Raw genomic sequence first — 23,809 nt, 5'->3', positions numbered from 1 at the left:
ACAACTGTCCCGGAGGCCTTTCTTTATGAGAAAATGGCTTATCAGTCGGCCAGCTGTGGCGTGAGGGGGAGAGCTGGAAACTGCCGCATGAAACGCTGCTGATCTGCTGGGAACAGACGAACCTGAAGATGCAGCATCTCCTCATCATCCAGCCGTTCCATCACCTCACCATGTTCATACAGCCAAGCCAATGCGGCACCATCCGTAACGGAAAGACTTACCGCAAAATGCTTCATGGACCGTGTCATAAAGGCATCTATAGCCTCCATGAGGTCCGGCAGGCCCTCCCCTGTCAGGGCGGAGACAGCCACACTCCCCTCACGCCGGGGCACGGCATCTGTTCCCCCCAGAAGGTCCGCCTTGTTCAGAACTTCAATCGTCCGTTCCGGCCATGCTTCATCCAGCATGTCATCCGCTGTCATGTCACGCAGAACAGACAGCACATCTTCCCGCTGGGAAGCGCTATCTGGATGGGCCGCATCACGCACATGCAAGATGATGTCCGCCTCGGCCACTTCTTCCAGCGTTGCCCGGAAGGCAGCAATCAATTCGGTGGGTAGGTCACTAATAAAGCCCACCGTATCGGAAAGAATCACCCGGCGGCCAGAAGGCAGGGTCAAGTTCCGCATCGTAGGGTCCAGCGTGGCAAAAAGCTGGTCCTGTGCGTGGACACCCGCCCCGGTAATGCGGTTAAACAGAGTGGATTTCCCCGCATTGGTATAACCAACCAAAGCCACAACCGGAAACGGCACCTTACGGCGAGCATGACGATGCAGGCCACGGGTCCGGCGGACCTGCTCCAGCTCCTTGCGTAACTTGACGAGACGCTCATCCAGCATCCGTCTATCCGCTTCAATCTGCGTTTCACCTGGCCCACCGAGGAAGCCAAAGCCACCACGCTGACGCTCAAGGTGCGTCCAGAGTCGGACAAGGCGGGACCGCTGATATTCCAGATGCGCCAACTCGACCTGAAGCACACCCTCCCGTGTGGCGGCTCTTGCTCCGAAAATATCCAAAATCAGGCCGGTACGATCCACCACCTTGCAGCCCATCTCTTTTTCCAGATTGCGCTGCTGAGCGGGCGAAAGGCGGGCGTCCACCACCACCACACCAACGGATTCCGCCTTGACGATCTCTGTCAGCTCTTCCAGCTGCCCTACCCCTAGCAACGTAGCAGGCCGCTTTGCCCGCAGGGGATAGATGGCTGTATGGACAATCTCCAACCCGATGGATGCTGCCAGCCCTACTGCTTCCTCCAGCCGGGCTTCTGCTGCACGGCCTTCCAGAAAATCTTGTTTCCCAGCGGGAAGAACAACGGCGGCGAGCGTGGGTTTACGGGCGGTTTCCTGGGGCTGACGTCTCAAATCCGGAATATCCTGTCTTCAAAATCCTGTATCTGCCTTCATGCAGGCCTGCTTCATATGGGAGGCAGCCGTGCCGAGGACAAGAGAACCCCTCAGCGGGGATAGGATCAGGGCAGGTCTGAAAGAGCCGCCACAGGCATGATGGTACTCACCGCATGTTTGTAGACAAGCTGCACATGCCCATCTCGGCGGAGCAACACGCTCTGGTTATCAAACCGTGTAATGACCCCCTGCAACTTAACGCCATTGACCAGAAACACCGTTACCGGCTCTTCCCGCTGCTGCACATGAGCCAGAAACTGCTCTTGCACGTCACCTTTTGTCTGTTCTGACATGGATTCCTTCATCATTTCCCATCCTGCCCGTCACGTTCCGATGATGCGGCAGACCGGTCTTCCTGTGTTACGCCAAGCTGCTTGAGCTTACGATGCAGGGCGCTCCGCTCCATGCAAACAAAATTGGCTGTCCGGCTGATATTACCACCAAACCGCATCAGCTGGACCTGTAAATATTGTGTCTCGAACTGGTCTCGTGCTTCCCGCAAAGGCAAGCTCATCACGTCAGCATCCGCTGTCAAACAGGTCATAGAGGGGGCACCCTCCCGCACGACCTCCGGTAGCATGTCCGCCCGGATGACATTTTGCGCCTCACCATCCCCACTAGGGGCCAGAATAAGCATCCGCTCCATCAGGTTTCTCAACTCACGGATATTACCCGGCCATTCATAGGTTTGAAGACACGCCAGCGCATCCACGGCAAGCGTCCGAAGCGGTAACCCGGAAGAGCGAGCGCAACTTTCCAGAAAATGCTGTGCCATGACCGGAATATCCTCCGGCCGCTCCGAAAGGGCCGGAACCTGCAATGGCACAACGGCCAGCCGATAATACAGGTCCTCCCGGAAGCGACGATGAGCGATTTCAGCCTGAAGGTCCCGGCTGGTAGTAGCCAGTACCCGGACATCCACCTTCACGCTATGGCTGCCCCCGAGACGCTCGAACGTATTGACCTGCAAGGCCCGCACAATCTTGCCCTGCGTCTCCAGCGGCATATCCGCCACTTCATCCAGCAGCAAAGTTCCCTTATGGGCACGCTCCAGAAGACCCGGACGCCCCGGACGGTCACCACTCCCCTCAACACCGAAGAGTTCCTCTTCCAGATGTTCCGGGGCCAAAGCGGCGCAGTTCAGCACCACAAACGGGCCTTCCGCCCTTTTAGATTCAGCATGGATCAACCGGGCTACCACTTCCTTGCCCACACCTGCTGGCCCGCTGATCAGCACACGGGAATTAGTGGGTGCCACCCGGCTAATCTGCCCTCGCAACGCATTCACCAAGGCACTGCTGCCCATGAGCGTATTCTGCTCACCAGCCCGCAAACGCAGCTCGGCATTCTCTTTACGCAATCGGGCGGCCTCTAACGCACGCCGGACAATGACCAGAAGACGATCCGACTGGAAGGGCTTCTCCAAAAAATCATAAGCCCCTTGATGCAGGCTGGAGACGGCTGTCTCGATCGTTCCATGACCGGAGATCATGATGATGGGGATATCAGGCCGCTCCTCCCGGAACAGGCTTAGAAGAGCCATGCCATCAAGACGGGAATTCTGAAGCCAGATATCCAATATCACCAACGAAGGCCGATTCTCACGAAACGCCCGTATGGCCGCATCTGCGTCCGCAGCACCACAGGTGACGTAACCATCATCTTCCAGAATCCCGGCCAGCAGGAGACGGATATCCGGCTCGTCATCAACGATCAGAATTTCATGCTCCATGGGATACCTTCATGCTCCGCTCGCGCCCTCTGCTGCAAGCTCCTTCTCCGCCAACGGGAAACTCAGTGCCACCAGGGTACCAGCTGTTCCCACCTCACCAGTACCGGCAAGCACCTGACGCTCCTCCTCCGTCAGGGACCGCAGATGCAGACGCCCCTTATGAGCCTCCATCGCCCGATGTACGATAGCCAGCCCAAGCCCCGTCCCCTTCTCCTTGTGGGTAACATAAGGCTCGGTCAGACGTTGATGCTCCCCAGCAGGTAGACCAGCACCATTATCAGCAACGCCAATGATTGCCGCTCCATCCTCAAGCGTCAAGCTAAGGACAATCCAACCCAATATTGACCGCCCCTCTCCGATACGCCGTTCTGTCATCAGGATGGCATCCGCTGCATTCTGTAGCAGATTGATAAGGGACTGACCAATGAGGCGATGATCGCACCGCACCATAACCGGCCCGCCAGCGGGAACGTCCAACCGATAAGATATCTCTGGATGGGCGTTTTGCTGGAGGAACATGGCATCCCGGCATAGGCGAACAAGATCATACTCGGCCATTTCCGGCCGTGGCATACGGGCAAAAGATGAAAACTCATCCACCATACGCCCAATATCGCCCACCTGCCGAACGATCGTACTAATAAGCTGGTCGTAAATTTCTGGATCACTCACAATTTCCTTGTGGAAGCGCCGCCGTAGCCGCTCCGCAGCCAACTGAATAGGCGTCAGCGGATTCTTAATCTCATGGGCAATACGGCGGGCCACATCCGCCCATGCGGCCTTACGCTGGGCAACCTGCAACAGGGTAATGTCATCAAACGTGACAACATAACCCGCCGTGTCCTCATGTCCGTTCTGGTCCGACACGGCACATACAGACAAAGTACGCCCAGCCCCAGCACCGCCACCACCGCCCGGCCCGCCCGGAGCACGGGCACTGTCGGTATCAATCTGAATTTCAGCACAATGCTCTCGACCGGGATAATCCCGAACAGCCTGAAGCAACTCAGCAAATTCCGGCACACATTCCACGAGCGGGCGGCCCTTAGCGGCCTCTAGGTCCCGCTGAAGAATGAAGGAAGCGGCCCGATTGGGAAGCTCGAGATTCTGGTCATGATCTAGCCCGATCACACCAGCCGAAACACCTGCTAGAACGGTCTCCGTAAAGCGGCGGCGTTCATCAATCTGATCATAAGCTAACATCAGCTCCGAGCGTTGGCTGGCAAGCTGGCTGGCCATTAGGTTGAAGGCGCGGGACAGAGTCACCAGCTCATCCTCCCGGCTACCCCGACCCTCCACCGGGACCCGGGCTGTCAGGTCCCCTGTAGAAATACGGCGTGCCGCCCAGATCAACAGGCTAAGCGGGCGGGTAATCCTATTGGCCTGGGACAAACCGCTGAGCATCCCCACCGCCAGCACTAATAAGCCCATCAAAGCCAGAATAACGACAAGTGTTAGCTGGGTCTTGCCACGGTTGTTGAGCATACGCTGGTAGTCCTGCACCAACGTGTTTGTTCGTGTCATGTGATGAAGAATATCTGGGTCCACCGGCCGGGTTATGACCAGCATCAGGCCCGAATTACCCCCTAACGAGACCACACCCCTCACAAGCTGGGCCTCTGGCTGGTCCAACAGCACGACCTCACCCGTACGAGCCATAGCAGCAACGGAACGAGGGGGGAGTTCTTTTTCCGGGTCGCCCGCCCGGATGGCCATCAACCCCCCCGTAGCGATAATCTTGTAGGTGATCGGATTAAAGATGATCGCATCATTCAACCCTCGTTCCGTCACCTCATCTTCCAAAAGAGCCTGAAGGCGGGGCTGGTCATGGAACAAGTCCGTTCCATGAGCGAACATCTCATCATTCTGAACCGTCAGAAGCGTATTCGCCAAGGCGAAGGCTTCCGTTCTCGTATTCTCGTTATGCTCCCGCAGATACCCCGCCGCTACAGAACGGGCCTCGCTCAAAGCCGTATTGACCCGGTTTGAAAACCAGATTTCCACACCATAATGGAAAAACAGGGCGGACAACGCCCCTACCATCAGTGCTGGGGCTACAGCCACCACACCAAAGAGCATAACAAGCTGACTATGCAGCCGCGCCCCTGCCTGCCCCATGCGCCGCTCGGCGAGCATACGGCCAATCTGCCGCACCCCGGCAGCCGCAATAAGCAAAAGCGTGATGAAATCCAGCAGAAAAAGAAGAGCCTGCGCCCTCGGCACCCGGGCCAGAGAGACCCCTCCCGCAAGAACGATAAACGTCACAAAGGTAAGGACCAATGCTATGACTGTCAGCACCACCACACCATCGGGGCTGGTCAACCGCCCGATGGAGGCCCGTATCTTGCCGGCAAGACGTCTGATCGTCACGATCTCTTCCCTTCTCAACGCTCCCCGGACCGTGATCCGGAGCGGGGAACGATAATGTGAAGTTCCTTGATGCGTTTACGCAGCGTATTGCGGTTCAACCCCAGAAGGGAAGCTGCCCGAAGCTGATTCCCGCCCGTATGATGCAGTGCCATAGTGATAAGCGGCCTTTCCACCGCCCCCACCACGCTACCATGCAGATTGCAGCCACCCGCTTCCAGACCAGCCCGCACATAACTGCGCATGACAGGTTCGAACATCGCTGCCAGACCTCCGTTCCGATCACTGGAGAGAGCCCGCACAGCCCGCAGGCGGTCCGGCCCGAGACATTGCGCCACGGGGAGAGAGGCCAGCCAGTGTTTCAGACCATCCTCCAGCCCGCCATGCCGCAGCAGCGTGGCCTGATCATGGCGGCTGGCCACCACGATACGCACGGCTTCCTCCCGCTTGACCTGTGGCCTATGCGCCAAGAAGGCAGCAAAACGCTTTTGCAGTTCCGGGCATAGGCAATCCAGCTCATCCAGCAGCAACGTGCCACCACGGGCCTGCTCCAGCCACCCATTACCCGCCGTGCCAAATAGCCGCTCTTCCCGCAAAGCTCGGGGTACGGCTGTCAGCCCTGCAACAACAAAAGCCCCTTCTGAGCATGGACTATGAGCGTGAATCCGCTGCGCTACATCCAACCGCTCCTGCGAGCTGGCACCATACAGAAATAAAGGCCGCATCGCCCGGACCTCACGGGCCGTTTGCTCGCCCATCACGCTGCGTGCCGGGCCAGGGCACCTTCTCGGTCACGCACGATACCCGCAGCAATAGCTTCATCATAAAACCGCTCTAGCAACGTGATGACAGCCGGAGCACTATCCAACCGGTTCACCTCCGCCCGGAAGGCGGCAGAACCCGGAAGCCCGGCGGAATACCAAGAGACATGTTTACGGGCGAGACGCAGGCCGGGCCGCTCGCCGAAATAATCCATCATCATGTGGTAATGCTTCAGAACGATCTCTTTTTCCGTGGCGAGATCGGGGTCTGGCACATCCACACCACTCCGCAGGGACTGGACCAACTGGGCTGGGAACCAAGGCCGCCCGTAACAGCCACGCCCTACCATCACACCATCTGCCCCTGACTCTGCTAATGCCTGACGGGCCGTAGCCATGCTGACAATATCACCATTAACAATCACTGGCAGCTTTACGGCATCCTTGACCTTACGGACAAACTTCCAATCTGCATGACCGTTATAGAACATCTGGCGAGTGCGCCCGTGAACCGTAATCAGGCGGATACCCACATCCTCGGCAATACGGGCCAAGGTGGGGGCATTGAGATGTTCATGGTCCCAACCCATCCGCATTTTCAAAGTGACAGGCACATCCACAGCCTTAACGGTGGCCTCTAACAGGCGGGCGGCCAGCAGCTCATCCCTCATGAGGGATGATCCAGCCATCTGGCCAATGGCCACCTTTTTGACCGGACAGCCAAAATTGATGTCGACAACATCTGCTCCACCAGCCACGGCAATCTTTGCTGCCTCACCCATAGCCTGCGGATCACACCCGGCCAATTGAACGGCATTAACGCCACCAGCCCCCGCACTGCGGGCCATGCTCAGGGTTCTCTCATTCTCCCGTACTATCGCCCATGAGGCAATCATCTCCGACACGACAAGCCCTGCCCCCAGTTCTCTGGTCAGTCGGCGGAACGGCAGATCCGTAACACCGGACATAGGTGCGAGGATGACGGGGTCATCAATCACGCAGCCCGGCCCCAGAGTGATCGGCGGCAGAGGAATCGGCATTGGCATGGGTATCGGATACCTGTCAGGTTTTTATGGAGTAAATCGGAGCGGGATTTTACCGTTCCCCCCGGCAAAGCGCAAACAACACTCCCGTTACCTCCATCGGCGGCGGGCCCGCCTCATAGAAAGAATCTCCCGGTCATGGCGTTGCACACCAGCCGGGGTGACCTCAAAGCGTCCATCCTCCCGCTGCCGAGCCAGCCCCATGCCCGCCAACCGCAACAGGCAAGACCTGTCCTTCAAGGGAGCTCGGAAGTCGGGCATACGCCCCTCCGGCGGCGGACCGACCGGGCGGCCTGTCTCACCGCTCAGTACCAGCCTGTGCAGGGCCGAGCGGCAGCAGGTTTCCAGATACAGTTCGTCCCAGCTCATGATATCCTGTCCTCCTCATGGGTGCTGACCATGTAATTAACGCATCTTTGGCATTCCGTAATGCCAGCATAGACCTAAGTCTGCTATTTCCTGATTAGTGTCTTTTGCCGCCCCTGCTAACCATGCATGATATGGGTGTGGACTGGCCCATAATCTGCCCGATATGGCCTAGACCATGCAGGACGGCTGACAGGAAATCCCTTGACAAGACCGGTCATGCGTTCTGAAAGGTTTTCTAACCGTCAGTGAGGGAAGAGTGAATGCTTGATATCGGAAAAACAGCCACATGGCTTCTACGCCGCCTCAACCCTGAAACTGCACATGAGCTTGCTATTCATAGCATTGCCCATGGGCTCGCTGGTCGTGGCAAGCCCGATCATTCGGCCCTCCGAACAGAAGCACTGGGGCTTTCCTTCCCTAATCCAATCGGTCTGGCAGCAGGATTCGACAAGAACGCCCGTGCTGTGCGAGGCCTGACCAAACTTGGTTTCGGATTTGTGGAGACTGGAACGGTTACGCCCCGGCCTCAGCCGGGCAATCCCCGCCCCCGCCTATTCCGACTGGTCGAAGACAGAGCCATCATCAACCGCATGGGCTTCAACAGCTGCGGGATTGATAAGTTTTGTCAGAATCTAGCACCGCTCTTCCGGCCAAACAGGCACGGCCAGGTAGGCCCCACCGATGCGCCGCTCGGTATCAATCTAGGCATCAACAAAACAGGTGCTGACCCGCTGGTAGACTATCCCGCTCTCGTGGGACGGACAAAATCTTACGCCGATTATCTGACCATCAATCTCTCCTCCCCCAATACGCCCGGACTGCGGGACCTTCAGGCGGCTGATATGCTGGCCCGCCTGCTAGAGGCCATCCAGACCGCCCATCCAGACCGTCCCCCGCTGCTGGTAAAGCTAGCTCCTGACCTTGAGGATGAGGCCTATGCTCCTATTCTTCAGGCGGTAATTGACGGCGGGGCCGATGGTCTCATTCTCACCAACACCACTCTTGCCCGTCCGACATCCCTGAAAGACCCACACCGTGACGAAACTGGCGGTCTCTCCGGTGCGCCTCTGGCAGACCGAGCACGCCATGTACTCCAGCTTGTAAGCGAGCTGAACAAAGGCCGCCTCTGCCTTGTGTCCTCCGGTGGCATCGAAACCGGACGGGATATTCTCGAGCGCCTGAAGATGGGGGCAAACCTCGTGCAGATCTACACGGCCTTCATCTACGAAGGCCCCGCCGTGCTAACACGGCTAAAACAGGAACTGCTGCACGAAATGAGCCGTTCTGGCATTCGCAGCCTTACCGCTCTTCAACGCTGAACCACTGTAACGCAGGACCCATATTGCACCATGAAAACGGCTCTGGTCGGCATTGTAAAAAACGAAGAACATGACATCCTGTACTGGTTGGCTTGGCATGCCCTCCTTGGTGTGGACAGTTTCATTCTCTTTGATGATGATTCTGATGATGGCACGCGAGACCTCATCGCCGCCGCCAGCGTGCATTGGGATATACGGCTCTTCCATATTCGTGAGCACAGCCTCGACCTAACCAATCAAGGCTTTGTGGACCGCCAGAAACAAGTCTATCTGGATGCCCTTACCGCCATGAGCGGGCAGCATTTTGACTGGGTCGGTTTCCTGGATACGGACGAATATATAAGGCTGGATAATCATGCCAGCCTACCGGAGTTCCTCGGCTCATTGCCTGATGATGCCGGCGCCGTAGCGTTGCACTGGCAGGTTTACGGCCATAATGATCTCATCTCGACCCCCAGCCTGCCCCCTTCTCATAGCTTCAGCCGCCACAGCACGGCTGAGGAACCCATAAACCGGCATGTTAAAAGTTTCATCCGCCCTGCGTGCTGGGACAAGGGTAAGTGGGTCAATGTCCATTATTTCGAGCTGAAAAAAGGCCGCTACGTCACCGCATCTGGTGCGCCTATCACATGGTCGCCTACACCCGGCATCACGGAGGAAGCACCGGATTGGTCTGTTGCTTACCTGATGCATTTTCAACGCCGCAGCCTAGAACAGTTCGTTAAACGTGCCCTCATCCGGAAGGATCTCCAACTCTCATTGGGTGACCACCAGCTTACCCAGTGGAATGAGATTGAAGACCCCTCCCCCCGAGAGAAAACGGCTGATGTCCTACGTTGGGTAAAACCCATCGTCATGACAGGGGCTATGACTGCGCTGGAGGGAATCCGCCGCCAACACCCGCCTATCTCTGGCCTAACACCTCCCCCATCCCGCCAGAAGCCAACCAGCTTCCGCATCTTCTCTCTGCATCCCAAAGATGCCCGCCATCTCGGTGTCAGCGGGGGTATACTCCACGACACGGGGCAGGCTGACCAACAGAGCCATGATTTCCAGCTCTTCCTTCTCCAGAGCTTAAAGCATCGGGAAGCGGCCTTTCTCTTTGGTCTGGATGGATCAGATCGGATTCAAGACTTTTTCATCCTCCGTGATGGCCGCCTCACCGGCTTGCCTCGCTATGATATCCTGCCCGTTGTCGAGCAATCTGCCATTGCACTAAGGCAGCGGGGCGGGCAGGGGCATTTTCTATGCTCCCCCCCTAAGGAACCGCTGACACCTGACAGGTTAAAGGCTGGCCTTTGGGAATGCTTCCTCAGCATCCCGCAGGAAACCACACCCTCCGGAGGCTCGTGGCTGAATATACCTGCCCTGAACATGCTGGAAATGGCTCTAACGCCATCTTCTTTCACACTAGGGAATGTCTCCACCCTAACAGCCATCGACCGGGAAGCTACAGTATGGCTGCTTCCTTTTCTGGCACTCCATCTGGAAACGCTTCAATATAAAGAGCTGCGTAGCTATCTGGGTGCTCTGGCGCCATTCATTCTGTAAGGCTGCAATCCTTTTACGGACTGTATTCTCTGCAATAAAAAAGGCTCACCATTTAGATGGTGAGCCTTTTTTGTGCCTTCCAGCCTGATAGTGTTTCAGCGTCCCAGCTTGCGTAGCTTCACACCGCTCATCAGACGTTCCTCAATCTTTGCGAGGGACATGCCCTTTGTCTCCGGCACATACAGATAGGTCATGCCAATAAAGATGAAGTTCAGCACAGCCAGCAGCCAGAATGTACCAGAAGCACCAAAAGCCTCCATCAGCGGCAGAAAGCTGACGCTCACGCCCATATTGGCCAGCCAGTTCGTCAATGTGGAAACAGACATGCCAAAGTCACGCCCCTGAATAGGCTGAATCTCCGCACACAGCACCCACATAAGCGGCCCGGCTGACATGGCGTGCCCCGCACAGAAAATCATCAGCACGAACACGGCGATCATCTGGGAGGCCTGTTCAGCCATTCCCTCATGCAGCAGGCCAGCCAATACCCCCATCGCCAGAGCCATGACAGAGAACCCAACGTAAAGGATAGGCTTACGCCCCCAGCGATCCACCAGACCAATTGCCACGAATGTGGCGAGCATATTCACCAGACCAATAATGGCCGTGCACCACATCTGTGCGTGTGAATCAAAATGCGCTGCCTGAAGAATCTTGGGCGCATAGAACATGACGATATTAATGCCCGCCAGCTGCTGCATGGCCTGAAGAGCAACCCCCAGAAGCACAGAGCGACGGAAATTGCTATTCCGCCTCAGCAGGGACCAACCTTCCTGTTTAGTCTCCAGCTGTTGGCGAATGGCCTGAATCTCTTTAGCGGCTTCCAGCGGGTCATTACGCAGGTCCATAAGAATCCTGCGGGCCTCCTTATGCCGCCCTTTCATGACCAGCCAATGCGGGCTGTAAGGCAGAAACAACACCCCGATGAAGAACAGTGCTGCCGGACACGCCGCAAAACCGAACATGCCCCGCCAACTGCCACGGTAGGAAAAATAGGTATCCGCCAAAAAGGCTACGAAAATCCCGATCGTCAGCATCAGCTGATATGTGGAGATCATAGCCCCACGGGATTCCTCGCTAGCAATCTCGGAAAGATAGAGCGGGGCCGTAAAAGCGGACAATCCTACGGCATAGCCCATCACCACACGAAACGAGATCATGGAGGGAATAGACCAGCTCAGTGAGCAACCAAGGGCCCCCACCACGAATACGCCTGCCCCACAAATAAGTGCACGTTTCCGACCCACTTTTTGGGCAAGTTTACTCGCACTAACAGAACCCAGAGCAGCCCCCGCCATCATGGCACTAACAACCCATGAAAGGGCAATCGTGGATGGATGGAACTCCCGTGAGAACAGGTCCAGCGCGCCGGAAACCACACCGATATCAATACCGGACATCAACCCGCCCAGCGCAGCTACGATACCGATGACAAGAATCTTGAATTTCGTAGGGTCGAAAAATGACCCATCATCATCACCCGTTCCGGATGAGACGGAATGGGAATCAACTTCATCTACCATGCAAAGAGTATACCCTCTCTGTAACAGATCACCCCCATACGAAACCGGGCAGAAAAGACGAACCGTCCTCCCTGCCCGGCAACAAATGAACAGAGCTAATCTTTAATCAACGACCAAGATCACGCAGCTTTACACCACTCATGAGGCGTTCCTCAATGGTTTCCAAAGAAACATCCTTGGTTTCTGGAACAAAGAGGTAAAGTAACACGACACCAATGGCGTTGAATCCAGCGAACAACCAGAAAGTATTTGGGCCACCGACCAGCTCCAGAACACTAAGGAACGTTGTGCCGATCAGCAGGTTACTTAGCATGTTGGTACCCGTGGAAATGGAGATACCAAGGCTGCGGCCTGCAGCGGGCTGAATCTCCGAGCAAATCACCCACATAAGCGGCCCAGCGGACATAGCGAACCCACCTACGAAGATGATGATCATGCCCAGTGCCAAAAGCTGGAGCGACAGGCTTGTCGTACCGTACCACAGCAGGAAGGCCAGAATGGCCATACTTGCTGCCATGCTGACATACCCAGCATACAGGATAGGCTTACGCCCCCAACGGTCCGAATAACCAACAGCAACGAATGTCATCAGCACATTCACCAGACCGATCAGAGCCGTGCACCACATCTGTGCCTCGAGACTGAAATGGGCTGTCTCCAAAATACGGGGGGCATAGTACATGATGATGTTGATGCCAGCGAACTGCTGCATGATCTGAAGCAGCATACCAAGCCCAAGAGAGCGGCGGTAATTGCTGTTGGTCCGCAGCAGTTTCCAACCCTCTTCTTTGGTCTGCAGCTGCTCACCAATAGCCTGAAGCTCCTTATGGGCCTGAGCTGGTGCATCACGAAGACGGGTCATCGTCTGCAGGGCTTCTTCCTTACGTCCCTTGATCATCAGCCAACGTGGGCTTTGCGGCAGGAAGAGGAAGATCACCAGAAACACGATAGCTGGCACAGCTTCCACCATCAGCATGGAACGCCATGCACCAGAGGATGCAAACCAGCTATTGGAGAAGAATGCCAGAAAGATACCGATCGTCTTGAGCAGCTGATACAGCGAGACCATAGCACCACGCTGCTCCTTCCTCGCGACCTCGGAGAGATAAAGCGGGGTGGAGAAGTCGGAAAGCCCCATGCCCATGCCCACCAGCACACGGCAGATGATCATCATGGCGATGGACTGCGACGCCGCACAGCCAAAAGCACCGATAGAGAAAAAAGCTGCTGCTGTCGTCAGCGTGTACTTGCGCCCCAGACGCTGGGTAAGCTGGCCACCCGTCAGGGCGCCAATCGTGGCACCGACCAACATACCCCCGACAATCCACTCCAGAGCAACCGTAGAAGCATGGAACTCCATACCAAACGGACGCAGCACACCGGAGATGACACCAATATCCATACCGCACATCAGCCCCGCCAGAGAGGCAAGAATGCAGATGAAAAGCACTCTCCGTCTGGCAGCGGGATCAACAACATGCTGTGGAGATTCAGCTGTCCTGTTCATAACATCGGACCTTTTTAGTGGAGGGAAGACTCCCCGAATGGAATCATCCATATCATAAAAAACAGTTTAACCTATGAGCTACATTTTCCTGCCAGATCACAGTTATGAGAGGTAAGGTAACATACTGATTTTTAGTCATTTTTCCAAAAATCAGTAGGCCCTTTCTGGCCTGAAAAACAGCTCTATTCCTAACTTTCCCTTACCGGCGACACCTCAGCACAACGGGCGCAGACTCCCTCAATCTCCACCGTTGCGGCCTCGGCACGAAACCCTTGCCCCCGGGCAGACTGCAACAAGACAGCCGCCACCACATCCTGCTCCAGCTCCTGCACCTGACCACAACCACGGCAGATGAGAAACTGAGCCCGATGGACGCCCCACGCCTTGTGGGATGTGCAACAGTCTTCACAATCCAACCGATGGCGGCAACCCACAAAGGCACTAAGCCGCTCAATCCGATGGATCAGCCCCTGTTCCAGCAGGAAATCTAAAGCCCGATAAACCGTAGGTGGCACAGCCCGTGGCTGATAGACACGCAGTAGGGAGAGAATATCATAAGCACCCAGCGGTTTTGTTTCGGACAGAACCAACCCCAGCACCAAACGGCGAACGGGCGTCAGCCTCTGCCCGTGATGCTGGCACCAGTGGGCAACCTCCTCCAACCGGGTCGCCACCTCTACACTGAACTCTGCCCCCCCAACCTCTTTGGTGCTTCCTGCTGCTGCGCCCCCTGCTTTCATGTTCTATCCCCCGGCGGGGGGGCAGCCCAGCGACATGCGGCCAGCCCATTGCGAGCAAGCTCCCGATGCAAAACCATCACCGGGGCACGCAACTCACCAATCATCGGATCTGCAACAATATCCTGCGCCAAGGCCTCTACAACCGTAACGGAACGATGCCGCCCCCCGCTGCACCCGACGGCAATAGTGACGTATTTCTTTCCTTCCTGTGCAAAACGAGGCAGCACAGTCCGCACCAACCCCAGCACATGATCATAAAAGGACTGAAAGAACGGATCCGCCTTCACATAATCCGCCACATCGGCATCCAACCCCGTGTGGGGGCGTAGACCTTCATCATAATGAGGGTTCTGGAGGAAACGGGCATCCAACACGATATCCGCCTCCCGTGGCAGGCCCGCCGGATAGGCAAAAGACATCAGAGCCACGGACAACATGGTCCCCACCCCGGCACTGAAGCGAGCCTCAATCATTTGACGCAAGGCAGGCAGGGGCAGGTCGCTTGTATCAATCACAAAATCAGCAACAGCCCGTAGTGGCTCCAGCAATCCCGCTTCCTGCTCCAACGCAGGGCGGAGGCCACCCTCCCCAGCCAGAGGATGCCGCCGCCTTGTCGCCGTGAACCGGCGCAGCAGGATATCATAATCAGCCGTAGCAAAAATCAGCTGAGTTACGCAGTCTGGCTCCCGACGAGCCTGCATCAGAAAATCCACAATCCGATGGGCCTCAAAGCCACGGCTGCGCACATCCACCCCAATGGCCAGACGAGGGCCAGAACGGGTAACAAGGGCCTCGAACAGATCAAGCGGTGGATTATCTACAACCTCATGGTCAAGGTCTTCCAACATACGCAGGATGGAAGCTTTCCCAGCACCGGAAAGCCCCGTCACCAGCACAATACTTCCTGAAGACCGGCCCTGTGTCCTCATGCCCATGCCCTGTTTCCCTGCACCACACTGGCGGAACTGCCATGATGCCGCCAGCATAACACAGTCTCCGACCTATAAGAAACAGGCCGTCCATCCGCCTGCCCCATACAGCCCACCCTATGGAGAGGGAGCAACACCAACAGACATGAAGCGAGGAAGACGTATGACAAAACGGGCGCCACAGACACGGCTCTGCTTCGTCAACGGGTCCATTTCCTCCCGGTTCTCAGCATGAATAGTCCCATCAAATGCCAAGATGATCTGCCGACTTATGGCTAACCCCAGACCAGAATGTTGGCCGAAATTCTCCCCAGCGGGTCGTTCTGAATAGAAGCGGTCGAAGATGCTATCCAGTTTCGCTGGCGGGATACCGGGGCCTTCATCCTCCACCGCAATCTCGACAGTCGGGCCACCGGGGATGATCGTGCCATCTTCCGCCAATCTGGGCGGCCCCTTCATAACCCGGACAACAAGCCGAACGACACCATTAGGTGGCGAGAAAGACTTCGCATTGCCGATGAGATTATGCAGAACCTGAACAAGTCCATCCCGCCCGACCAAAACATGAAGAGCTTCTTCCCCTTCAGGTACAGCGAGCATCAGCCGAACAGAATTCGGCTTACTTGTGGCACGATTCACTTCCACGAACAGCCCCAGAAGTTCGATGACATCCACCGCCACCCGTGCACCCCGCTGGAGTTCCCCCTCCACCCGGCTAGCAAAAGAAATATCGGTAATCAGCCGCTCCAACCGCTGAACATCCCCCCCCAGAATACTAAGCAGCCTATCGCGTGCCTGTGCATCTGCAATGCGAGGCAAAGTATCCAGAGCGGAACGGATGGAAGAAAGCGGGTTTTTTAGTTCATGGCTGACCTCTGCTGCAAAACGCTCCACATCATCCATTCTGGCCCACAGGGCCAAAGCACTTTCACGCAGTGCTCGGGCAAGTTCGCCAATTTCATCACGCCTGCTGAGCAGTGTATAAGGCAGACCATCCACCCGCCCCTTTCCCGGCTCCCGCATCTCCCTCGACCGGGCGACAAGGCAACGTAAAGGGCGGGCCAACGTCAGGGCAAAATACCATGAGAGCAGCACGGCGGCCCCCATACTCAACAATAGTACGATGACGATGAGCCAGCGTACTTCCATAATAGCCCGGTCGATATCTGTATTATACCGGGTAAGCTGAAGAACACCGACAGTCTCCCCCTGCACGATGACAGGTTCTACAACCGTCATGACCAACTCGTGCTGAGCGGTCATCCGGATGTAAGGGGGTAATTCCTCCTGTGCGCTAAGATGAACATCCTCATCTGTGTCCTGTCCGAAATTCTGCGATGTTGTGGAGTTATCTAGCGGGACCTCCCCCTCCCGGGTACTGAGGGGAATCAACGACAACACCCAGTCGTAAACACGATCAGCCAGACTAACATTAGGCTGCCAGCGGGCCCCACTGATTGCGCGATCGCCTTGGCTGCTTTCCGTCAAAACAGACCCATTAGGCGCATAAAGCCTGACCTGCGCATTACGGCTGAAGCGGATCATGTTATCCAGAAAGAAATGCACCTTGTCTTTATCAAGACTGACCTCGCTACCATCCTCCCCAATCCGCTGAGCCTGCTGAAGAACAGAAGCATAGATACGTGCCTGCTCCCGCAAAGCCTCTACACTGTCATTCAGCAGGGTATTCCGCAGCGCATTGATGGAGAGCAACATCCCCCCCATAAAGAGCAGAGGCAGGAAATTGACCAGCATCAGGCGGTTTGTCAGCGGTGATACCCACTGCCCGAACCTCACTGCCCGAAAGCGAAGCCATATGCGCCGCAGAGTACCAATCAGCTCTTCGCCACCAGCTACCATGCCAGTGCCTCACCGAGGTGGGAGAGAAGTGCATTTACAGAGCAGGCCATATAATCACCTCACTCCCGGTACCGGTATCCGACTCCATAAAGAGTCTCGATATGGTTGAAACACTCATCCACCCGGCGAAACTTCTTACGAACCCGCTTAATGTGACTATCGATCGTACGATCATCCACATAAATGCTATCCCCATAGGCAGCATCAATGAGCTGATCACGGGATTTCACTAGCCCCGGACGTACTACCAATGCCTTAACGAGCAGAAATTCGGTAACCGTTAATGCCACTTCCTGCCCATTCCAAAGGCACTGATGCCGGGCCTCATCCAAAGCTAACGCACCACGAACAAGGATACTGCTACTGGCTCCTGCTTCCCCTGTGATCTCCGCCTGACTGACCTCATGCCGCCGTAGCAGGGCCCGAATCCGTTCCACTAGAAGACGAACAGAGAACGGCTTAGTGATATAATCATCCGCTCCCAGACGCAGCCCCATGAGCTGGTCCATCTCCTCATCTTTGGAGGTTAGGAAAATGACCGGCAGGCTGCTCGAACGCATACGCAGCCGCCGCAACAGCTCCATCCCATCCATGCGGGGCATCTTAACATCCAGCACTGCCAGAGAGGTCGAACGAGACAAAATGCCCTGCAAGGCACTCTCCCCATCCGTGTAGACATGAACCGTGAAACCCTCAGCCTCTAGTGTCATCTGAACAGAAGTCAGGATGTTCCGATCGTCATCTACAAGAGCAATAACCGGAACCTGCTGCGTTTTTGAACCATGTTTCTCTTCCGTGTGAGACGGAACCACGGAAGGGAAAGGGGGCTTCTTCATGCAAACTCCTGTGCCTTGGCAACGTAACAAGCAATAAAAAATCTCAACACAAAGTTAAGATTATCTACGACAAATATTAACAGGAAGAATACTGCCAACATATGCCACTATTCTGACAACATTATACATTGTTTTTCGGTAATTCCGCTAGCACATTATGTAAATATGATTTTTTACGCTTGAAACTGGTATCGAAGTCACATTCTCCCTAGCGTCCCCCTCCCTCTTGCTTTTGCAGCATACAGCACTATCTCCTATAGGCACGAAGGGGGCTTCCCCATACCGCCACGACCATGAAAACCCGAAGGGATATAGTGAGTCGGGGAGGAACAAGAAGTAACCCATGAAGATGAGAACAGGGTCACGATATGACAGAGCAGACTTCGCATACCGAAACACCACAGACTGACGCCACACAGCACACAGCCCAGCCGCATGATGCAGCGTCTCAGGCTGAACATCACGAGGGCCACGCCGAAGACGAACAGGCCACAGCGGGCGGTGCCGAGGAGCGTATCGCTGCCCTTGAAGAAAAACTGAGCGAAATGGAAGATCGCTGGAAGCGGTCCGAGGCAGACAACCAAAATCTCCGGGCACGCCACAAGCGGGAACTCGAAGATACTCGCCATTACGCTGTTCAGAAATTTGCCCGTGATGTCGTTGAAGCTGCCGATAATCTCCGCCGTGGCCTATCTGCCCTGCCACACTATAAGGAAGGCGAAGACGCCCTGATTACCGAAATGCGCAAGGGCTTTGAAGGAACAGAACGCTCCTTCCTCTCCATTCTGGAACGCCACGGCATCACCCGGCTGGACCCAACGCATAAGCCGTTTGATGCCAACCTACATCAGGCCATGCAGGAACAGGAAGTCGATCATCTCCCGCCGAATCACGTCGTTCAGGCATGGTCGCCGACATGGATGCTGAAGGACCGCCTGCTCAAGCCGGCCATGGTCGTTGTCTCCAACGCCTCCTCCACAGGGCAGCCCCCTAAAGAGGACTGATACTTCTAGTACGGTTCGCCCCAAGCCTCATGCCGCATAAGATACTCATTATCCGTCATGGGGCGTTGGGAGACCTCTTTCAGGCGTTTGAGGCCTTCGCCTCCATTCGCCACGCTTTCCCCCACGCCCATATCACCCTCCTGACGGCCAGTCCCTATCACGAGCTGGCATCATGCTGCCCGTGGTTTGATGCCATCGCCACGGATGACCGCCCCCCCATCACCAATCTACGCCACTGGTTAAAAATCCGCCGCCTCCTACGAGAGATGGATATGGTGTTCGACCTGCAAAACTCTGGCCGGACAGCCCGCTATTTCCACCTTATACGTCCGGACACTGCATGGTCTGGCCAGAACCGCCGGGCTAGCCTGCCTCACAGCAATCCGCAGGCCCGCCAGATGCACACGCTTATACGGCAGGCCGACCAGCTTCGGGCTGCCGGTGTGCCTTTACAACCCCGCACTGTTCCCGAGTTCCTAAAAGACCGAGGGCCACGGCTGCCCTCACCCTATATCGTGCTAGTGCCCGGTGCTGCCCCACATCGACCGGCCAAACGCTGGCCTGCCTCCTATTTTGCAACACTCGCCCAGACCATCACAGCATGGGGGTATCAACCCGTCATCATTGGCAGTGCCATGGACCGTCCACTGGCAGAGATTATCCATGCACAAACCCCGCAGACTCTGGACCTAACAGGCCGGACAAGTCTGCCTGCTCTGGCAGGCCTGCTTCATCGAGCTACATTCTGCATCGGTAACGATACCGGGCCACTCCACATAGCCGCTGCAATGGACTGCCCCACTCTAACGCTCTTTTCCGCCGCTAGCGACCCGGGACGCTGTGCCCCTCTTAGCATCACACCGAGACGAAACCGAGTGCTAGACTGCCCTGACCTGTCCGCCCTACCACCGGAGCGTGTCATAAAACTGCTGGAGACCTGGGGGCACCCGCTCATGCAGGCTCGCATAAGTCTTCACAACAAAGACTAACTAACGAAACATACGCCCCTAATTTCATAGGGAAAACTGGGTAGAACTAACAAAAAAACCACTCTTCCCCCTCTGTCTTCACATTAGGGCTTGCAGGACAGAGCCATAAAAGGCCATTTTTGCCCCCATCTCTATCTGCTGCCCTGTCCTCCCATGGGAGGGCAGCATCCTTTCTGCTCAATGACCAAGGAGTTCCTCCATGCCCGCCATTACCCTGCCCGATGGAAGCATTCGCACCTTCGATGGGGCAGTGACCGGGACAACCATCGCCGAGGCCATCGGGCCGGGACTTGCTCGTGCCGCCATGGCCATGGAAGTGGATGGAAAAGCCGTGGATCTCGGCTTCACAATCAGTGAGGACAGCACCGTCCGATTCATCACACGCAAAGATGATGATGTGCTGGAGATGATCCGCCACGATGCCGCCCATGTCATGGCCGAAGCCGTGCAGGAACTCTGGCCGGGTACACAGGTCACCATTGGCCCGAGCATCAAAGACGGTTTCTATTACGACTTCTTCCGGGATAAACCTTTCACACCGGCGGACTTCGAAGCCATTGAAGCTAAAATGGCCGAGATCATCGCACGGGGTGATGCCTTCACCCGTGAGGTCTGGGACCGTGACGAGGCCATCGCTTTCTTTGAGAAGCGTGGGGAAAAGTTCAAGGCTGAGCTGATCCGAGACCTGCCAGAAAGTGAAGATATCTCCATCTACCGTCAGGGTGAATGGCTGGACCTCTGCCGTGGGCCGCATCTCCGCAGCACAGCGGATGTAGGTAATGCCTTCAAGCTAATGCGGGTGGCCGGGGCCTACTGGCGTGGTGACCACCGCAACCCCATGCTGACCCGCATCTACGGCACAGCATGGCGGGACAAAAAAGAGCTGAAAGCCTATCTTCTGCGGCTAGAAGAGGCCGAGAAACGGGATCATCGCCGCATTGGCCGGGATATGGACCTGTTCCATATTCAGGAGGAGGCAGTCGGGCAGATTTTCTGGCACCAGAAAGGCTGGCGTCTCTACACGGCCGTGCAGGATTACATGCGCCGTGCCCAGAACCGGAACGACTATCAGGAAGTCCGCACCCCGCAGCTCGTGGACCGGACCCTCTGGGAAGCCTCTGGCCACTGGGATAAGTACCGGGAGCATATGTTCATCGCCACAGTGGAGGATGAGGACAAGACCCTCGCCCTCAAACCGATGAACTGCCCCTGCCATGTGCAGATTTTCCGTCATGGCCTGCGCTCCTATCGTGAGCTGCCCCTGCGTATGGCAGAATTCGGTGCCTGCCACCGGTATGAACCGTCTGGCTCCCTGCATGGCATCATGCGAGTGCGTGGCTTCACGCAGGATGACGCCCACATCTTCTGCACGGATGACCAGATCGCCGAGGAAACGGCCCGTTTCGTCACCATGCTGGGCGAGGTCTACAAGGATTTTGGCTTCGAGAGCTTCCGTGTGAAATTCTCCGACCGCCCCGAAACCCGTGCCGGGTCTGACGAGGTGTGGGACCGGGCCGAAGGTGCCCTCAAACGGGCCTGCGAGATGGTCGGTGTGGACTATGAGCTGAATCCCGGTGAAGGGGCCTTCTATGGTCCGAAGCTGGAGTTCGTCCTTACCGATGCCATCGGGCGTGACTGGCAGTGCGGTACGCTCCAAGTGGACTATGTTCTGCCAGAGCGGCTGGATGCCTCCTACATTGGCGAGGACAGTGCCCGCCACCGCCCTGTCATGCTGCATCGTGCCATCCTTGGCAGTTTCGAACGATTCCTTGGTATCTTGATCGAACAGTATGCAGGCAAGTTCCCGCTCTGGCTGGCCCCAACGCAGGTCGTGGTAGCCAGCATCGTGACTGATGCCGCCGACTATGCGCTGGAGGTTACCGAACGTCTGCGTAAGGCTGGTCTCCACGCCGAGGCGGACATCCGCAACGAAAAGATCAACGCCAAAGTGCGTGAGCATAGCCTAGCCCGTGTGCCGGTCATGCTTGTGGTCGGCCGCCGTGAAGCTGAAGAAGGTACAGTGAGCGTCCGCCGCCTCGGTGAACAGGCGCAGAACGTCATCGCTACCGATGAGATTATCGCCGCACTGGCCGCAGAAGCCACACCGCCGGATATCCTGCGGGCAGCCTCCACAAAAACGGCCTAATCACCACTGCCTCTGCCCCCTTGCACCATACCGGTGCGGGGGGTATGAATCTGAACAGGTAGTTTGAGTCCCGTTGCTTCTGCCGTTGTGACGGGCCCGTAGTATCAACAGGAGATGACCATAGCTAGACCGCCGTTTCACGCCGCCCCGAACCGCGATGGGCCGCGTGTCAATGAAGAGATCCGGGTGCCGCAGGTACGTGTTATTGACGCCGAAGGTGAGATGATCGGCATCATGCCGACGCGTGAGGCCCTTTCCCGCGCTTTTTCTGAAGGGATGGACCTTCTGGAAATCAGCCCAACGGCGGAGCCTCCGGTTGCGAAGATCCTCGATTACGGCAAGTTCAAATACGAACAGCAGAAAAAGCGTAACGAAGCCCGTAAGAAGCAGAAGGTCATCGAGATCAAGGAAGTGAAGGTTCGTCCCGGTACTGGGGAACACGACTTCCAGACCAAGGCCAAGGCTGTGCGCTCCTTCCTGGAGGAAGGCGACAAGGTCAAGGTGTCACTGCGCTTTAAAGGGCGTGAAGTGGCCCATCAGGACCTCGGCGCTAAAATGATGCATCGTATCCGTGAATCGGTGGATGATATCGCCAAGGCTGAACAGATGCCCCGGCTTGAGAATCGCCAGATGATCATGATTCTGGCCCCCAACAAGCAGCGGGACAGTAAGTGAGTTTCTACGCTATCCTGTCCTGAAGACGGCGGAAGAACACATAAAAAGACCCCGGCCCTGTAGAAGGAGCCGGGGTCTTTTTTTATCCTCTCTTCTATTTTTATTGTACGCCCCCTCCATAAGAGGGAGGCGTACGGGGCCTCATGGTCCCTTCAAGCTGCATGCTTCTCCACCAGCGCATGAGACCGCTGCCGCCCCAGAAGCGTGCAGAGCGTTGAGGTCGGCGCACTCTGGTTCAACGTATAGAAATGGAAATGCTCCACCCCTTCTGCCTTCAGACGCTGACAGATGCGGTCTGCCACCACGGTACTCAGGCGAGAGCGGATCGGAGGCAGATCATCTACTCCCTCAAAAAGGGCTTTCAGCTCATCCGGGACAGAAGCACCACACATTTTTGCGAAACGCCATGCCTGTGATGCCCGACCAATCGGTAGGATACCCGGTACGATTGGTTTGGTAATTCCCGCTTTCACCGCCCGGTCCCGAAAACGCAGAAATTTTTCCGGGTCGAAAAAGAACTGAGTGATAGCCCGATCCGCCCCAGCATCGAATTTCTCTTTCAGATGATCGATATCAGAGCTAGCCGATTCTGCTTCTGGGTGAGTTTCGGGATAAGCTGCTACGGAAATCTCAAACGGGGCTATTTTCTTCAGACCCGCCACGAGATTCGCCGCATAGTGATACCCTTCCGGATGTGGAGCGTAGGGAACAGGAGAAGCACCCTTCACGGCTGGCGGATCGCCCCGCAAAGCCACAATATGCTTTACCCCAATATCCCAATACGCTCTGGCCACATCATCAACATCCCCACGGGAGGCATTCACACAGGTGAGATGCCCCGCCAATGGTGTGGCTACCTTCCCTGACATCTGCCGCAAGGTCTCAAGAGTGCGGTCCCGGGAAGAACCGCCAGCCCCATAGGTGACGGACATGAAGCGAGGCTCGTAGGCTGTAAGCCGCTGAGCAACCCGCAGGAGAGAAGCGGCTTTTTCGTCCGTCTTCGCCGGGAAAAATTCAAATGAGACCTCAGGCATGATGCCAGTTCCTTTTAC

The 23,809-nt window shown here is 56.3% G+C and carries 20 protein-coding genes; 6 read left to right on the top strand and 14 right to left on the bottom strand.

The window, feature by feature from the left end:
• Positions 1-41 precede the first annotated feature (41 nt).
• The 7 genes from hflX to AL01_RS03370 all read right to left on the bottom strand — a co-directional run bounded on the left by hflX (position 42) and on the right by AL01_RS03370 (position 7,678).
• Positions 42-1,364 (bottom strand): GTPase HflX, encoded by a 1,323-nt coding sequence (gene hflX, locus AL01_RS03400; protein ID WP_077396002.1) that lies wholly within the window; start codon positions 1,362-1,364, stop codon positions 42-44.
• 107 nt (positions 1,365-1,471) lie between these two features.
• Positions 1,472-1,699, bottom strand: coding sequence for an RNA chaperone Hfq (hfq, locus tag AL01_RS03395; protein WP_143280668.1), 228 nt, complete (start codon positions 1,697-1,699; stop codon positions 1,472-1,474).
• Between the two features lie 11 nt (positions 1,700-1,710).
• Positions 1,711-3,138 carry a nitrogen assimilation response regulator NtrX gene (gene ntrX, locus AL01_RS03390; RefSeq protein ID WP_077395998.1) on the bottom strand — a complete coding sequence of 476 codons (1,428 nt, stop codon included), beginning with the start codon at positions 3,136-3,138 and terminating at the stop codon, positions 1,711-1,713.
• Between the two features lie 9 nt (positions 3,139-3,147).
• Positions 3,148-5,502 carry a sensor histidine kinase NtrY-like gene (locus AL01_RS03385; RefSeq protein WP_077396314.1) on the bottom strand — a complete coding sequence of 785 codons (2,355 nt, stop codon included), beginning with the start codon at positions 5,500-5,502 and terminating at the stop codon, positions 3,148-3,150.
• Between the two features lie 20 nt (positions 5,503-5,522).
• Positions 5,523-6,263: a helix-turn-helix domain-containing protein gene (locus AL01_RS03380; protein WP_077395996.1), complete on the bottom strand. Its 741-nt coding sequence runs from the start codon at positions 6,261-6,263 to the stop codon at positions 5,523-5,525.
• Positions 6,263-7,312, bottom strand: coding sequence for a tRNA dihydrouridine synthase DusB (gene dusB, locus AL01_RS03375; protein WP_077395994.1), 1,050 nt, complete (start codon positions 7,310-7,312; stop codon positions 6,263-6,265). Before dusB ends, AL01_RS03380 begins: the two co-directional genes overlap by 1 nt.
• Positions 7,313-7,399: 87 nt before the next feature.
• Entirely contained in the window at positions 7,400-7,678 is a 279-nt protein-coding gene (locus AL01_RS03370; RefSeq protein ID WP_077395992.1) for a hypothetical protein, read from the bottom strand.
• Positions 7,679-7,938: 260 nt separating this feature from the next.
• Here AL01_RS03370 and AL01_RS03365 point away from each other — a divergent pair, with 260 nt between their 5' ends.
• A complete protein-coding gene (locus AL01_RS03365) occupies positions 7,939-8,997 on the top strand; it encodes a quinone-dependent dihydroorotate dehydrogenase (protein WP_077395990.1) in 1,059 nt (352 codons plus the stop codon).
• A gap of 30 nt (positions 8,998-9,027) precedes the next feature.
• The gene (locus AL01_RS03360) at positions 9,028-10,548 is read left to right on the top strand and encodes a glycosyltransferase family 2 protein (protein ID WP_077395988.1); all 1,521 of its coding nucleotides are present in this window, start codon (positions 9,028-9,030) and stop codon (positions 10,546-10,548) included.
• Positions 10,549-10,643: 95 nt separating this feature from the next.
• Here AL01_RS03360 and AL01_RS03355 read toward each other — a convergent pair whose 3' ends face one another.
• The 6 genes from AL01_RS03355 to AL01_RS03330 all read right to left on the bottom strand — a co-directional run bounded on the left by AL01_RS03355 (position 10,644) and on the right by AL01_RS03330 (position 17,943).
• Positions 10,644-12,071 carry a sugar porter family MFS transporter gene (locus AL01_RS03355; RefSeq protein WP_077395986.1) on the bottom strand — a complete coding sequence of 476 codons (1,428 nt, stop codon included), beginning with the start codon at positions 12,069-12,071 and terminating at the stop codon, positions 10,644-10,646.
• A 106-nt stretch (positions 12,072-12,177) separates the two neighbouring features.
• A complete protein-coding gene (locus tag AL01_RS03350) occupies positions 12,178-13,578 on the bottom strand; it encodes a sugar porter family MFS transporter (RefSeq protein WP_143280667.1) in 1,401 nt (466 codons plus the stop codon).
• 188 nt (positions 13,579-13,766) lie between these two features.
• Positions 13,767-14,318, bottom strand: a complete 552-nt coding sequence (locus AL01_RS03345) for a transcriptional repressor (protein WP_077395982.1) — start codon at positions 14,316-14,318, stop codon at positions 13,767-13,769.
• Positions 14,315-15,247 (bottom strand): RNase adapter RapZ, encoded by a 933-nt coding sequence (gene rapZ, locus AL01_RS03340; RefSeq protein ID WP_408735436.1) that lies wholly within the window; start codon positions 15,245-15,247, stop codon positions 14,315-14,317. Before rapZ ends, AL01_RS03345 begins: the two co-directional genes overlap by 4 nt.
• 117 nt (positions 15,248-15,364) lie before the next feature.
• Positions 15,365-17,107 carry a HAMP domain-containing histidine kinase gene (locus AL01_RS03335; protein ID WP_077395980.1) on the bottom strand — a complete coding sequence of 581 codons (1,743 nt, stop codon included), beginning with the start codon at positions 17,105-17,107 and terminating at the stop codon, positions 15,365-15,367.
• Between the two features lie 59 nt (positions 17,108-17,166).
• Positions 17,167-17,943 (bottom strand): response regulator transcription factor, encoded by a 777-nt coding sequence (locus AL01_RS03330; RefSeq protein ID WP_077395978.1) that lies wholly within the window; start codon positions 17,941-17,943, stop codon positions 17,167-17,169.
• Positions 17,944-18,311: 368 nt separating this feature from the next.
• Here AL01_RS03330 and AL01_RS03325 point away from each other — a divergent pair, with 368 nt between their 5' ends.
• From AL01_RS03325 to infC, 4 genes are all read left to right on the top strand, one after another.
• Entirely contained in the window at positions 18,312-18,947 is a 636-nt protein-coding gene (locus AL01_RS03325; RefSeq protein WP_077395977.1) for a nucleotide exchange factor GrpE, read from the top strand.
• 29 nt (positions 18,948-18,976) lie between these two features.
• Positions 18,977-19,936, top strand: coding sequence for a glycosyltransferase family 9 protein (locus AL01_RS03320; RefSeq protein ID WP_077395976.1), 960 nt, complete (start codon positions 18,977-18,979; stop codon positions 19,934-19,936).
• A 199-nt stretch (positions 19,937-20,135) separates the two neighbouring features.
• Positions 20,136-22,082, top strand: a complete 1,947-nt coding sequence (gene thrS / locus AL01_RS03315; RefSeq protein ID WP_077395974.1) for a threonine--tRNA ligase — start codon at positions 20,136-20,138, stop codon at positions 22,080-22,082.
• Positions 22,083-22,196: 114 nt separating this feature from the next.
• Positions 22,197-22,757 carry a translation initiation factor IF-3 gene (gene infC, locus AL01_RS03310; RefSeq protein ID WP_077395972.1) on the top strand — a complete coding sequence of 187 codons (561 nt, stop codon included), beginning with the start codon at positions 22,197-22,199 and terminating at the stop codon, positions 22,755-22,757.
• A 152-nt stretch (positions 22,758-22,909) separates the two neighbouring features.
• On the opposite strand, the gene metF is transcribed toward infC, so the two are convergent.
• A complete protein-coding gene (gene metF, locus AL01_RS03305) occupies positions 22,910-23,791 on the bottom strand; it encodes a methylenetetrahydrofolate reductase [NAD(P)H] (RefSeq protein ID WP_077395970.1) in 882 nt (293 codons plus the stop codon).
• Between the last annotated feature and the right edge of the window lie 18 nt (positions 23,792-23,809).

It is taken from the genome of Bombella intestini (assembly GCF_002003665.1).
Taxonomy (GTDB): Bacteria; Pseudomonadota; Alphaproteobacteria; order Acetobacterales; family Acetobacteraceae; genus Bombella; species Bombella intestini.
Note: the sequence above shows the minus strand (reverse complement) of the source record. Positions and strands in the feature narration are given on the sequence as shown.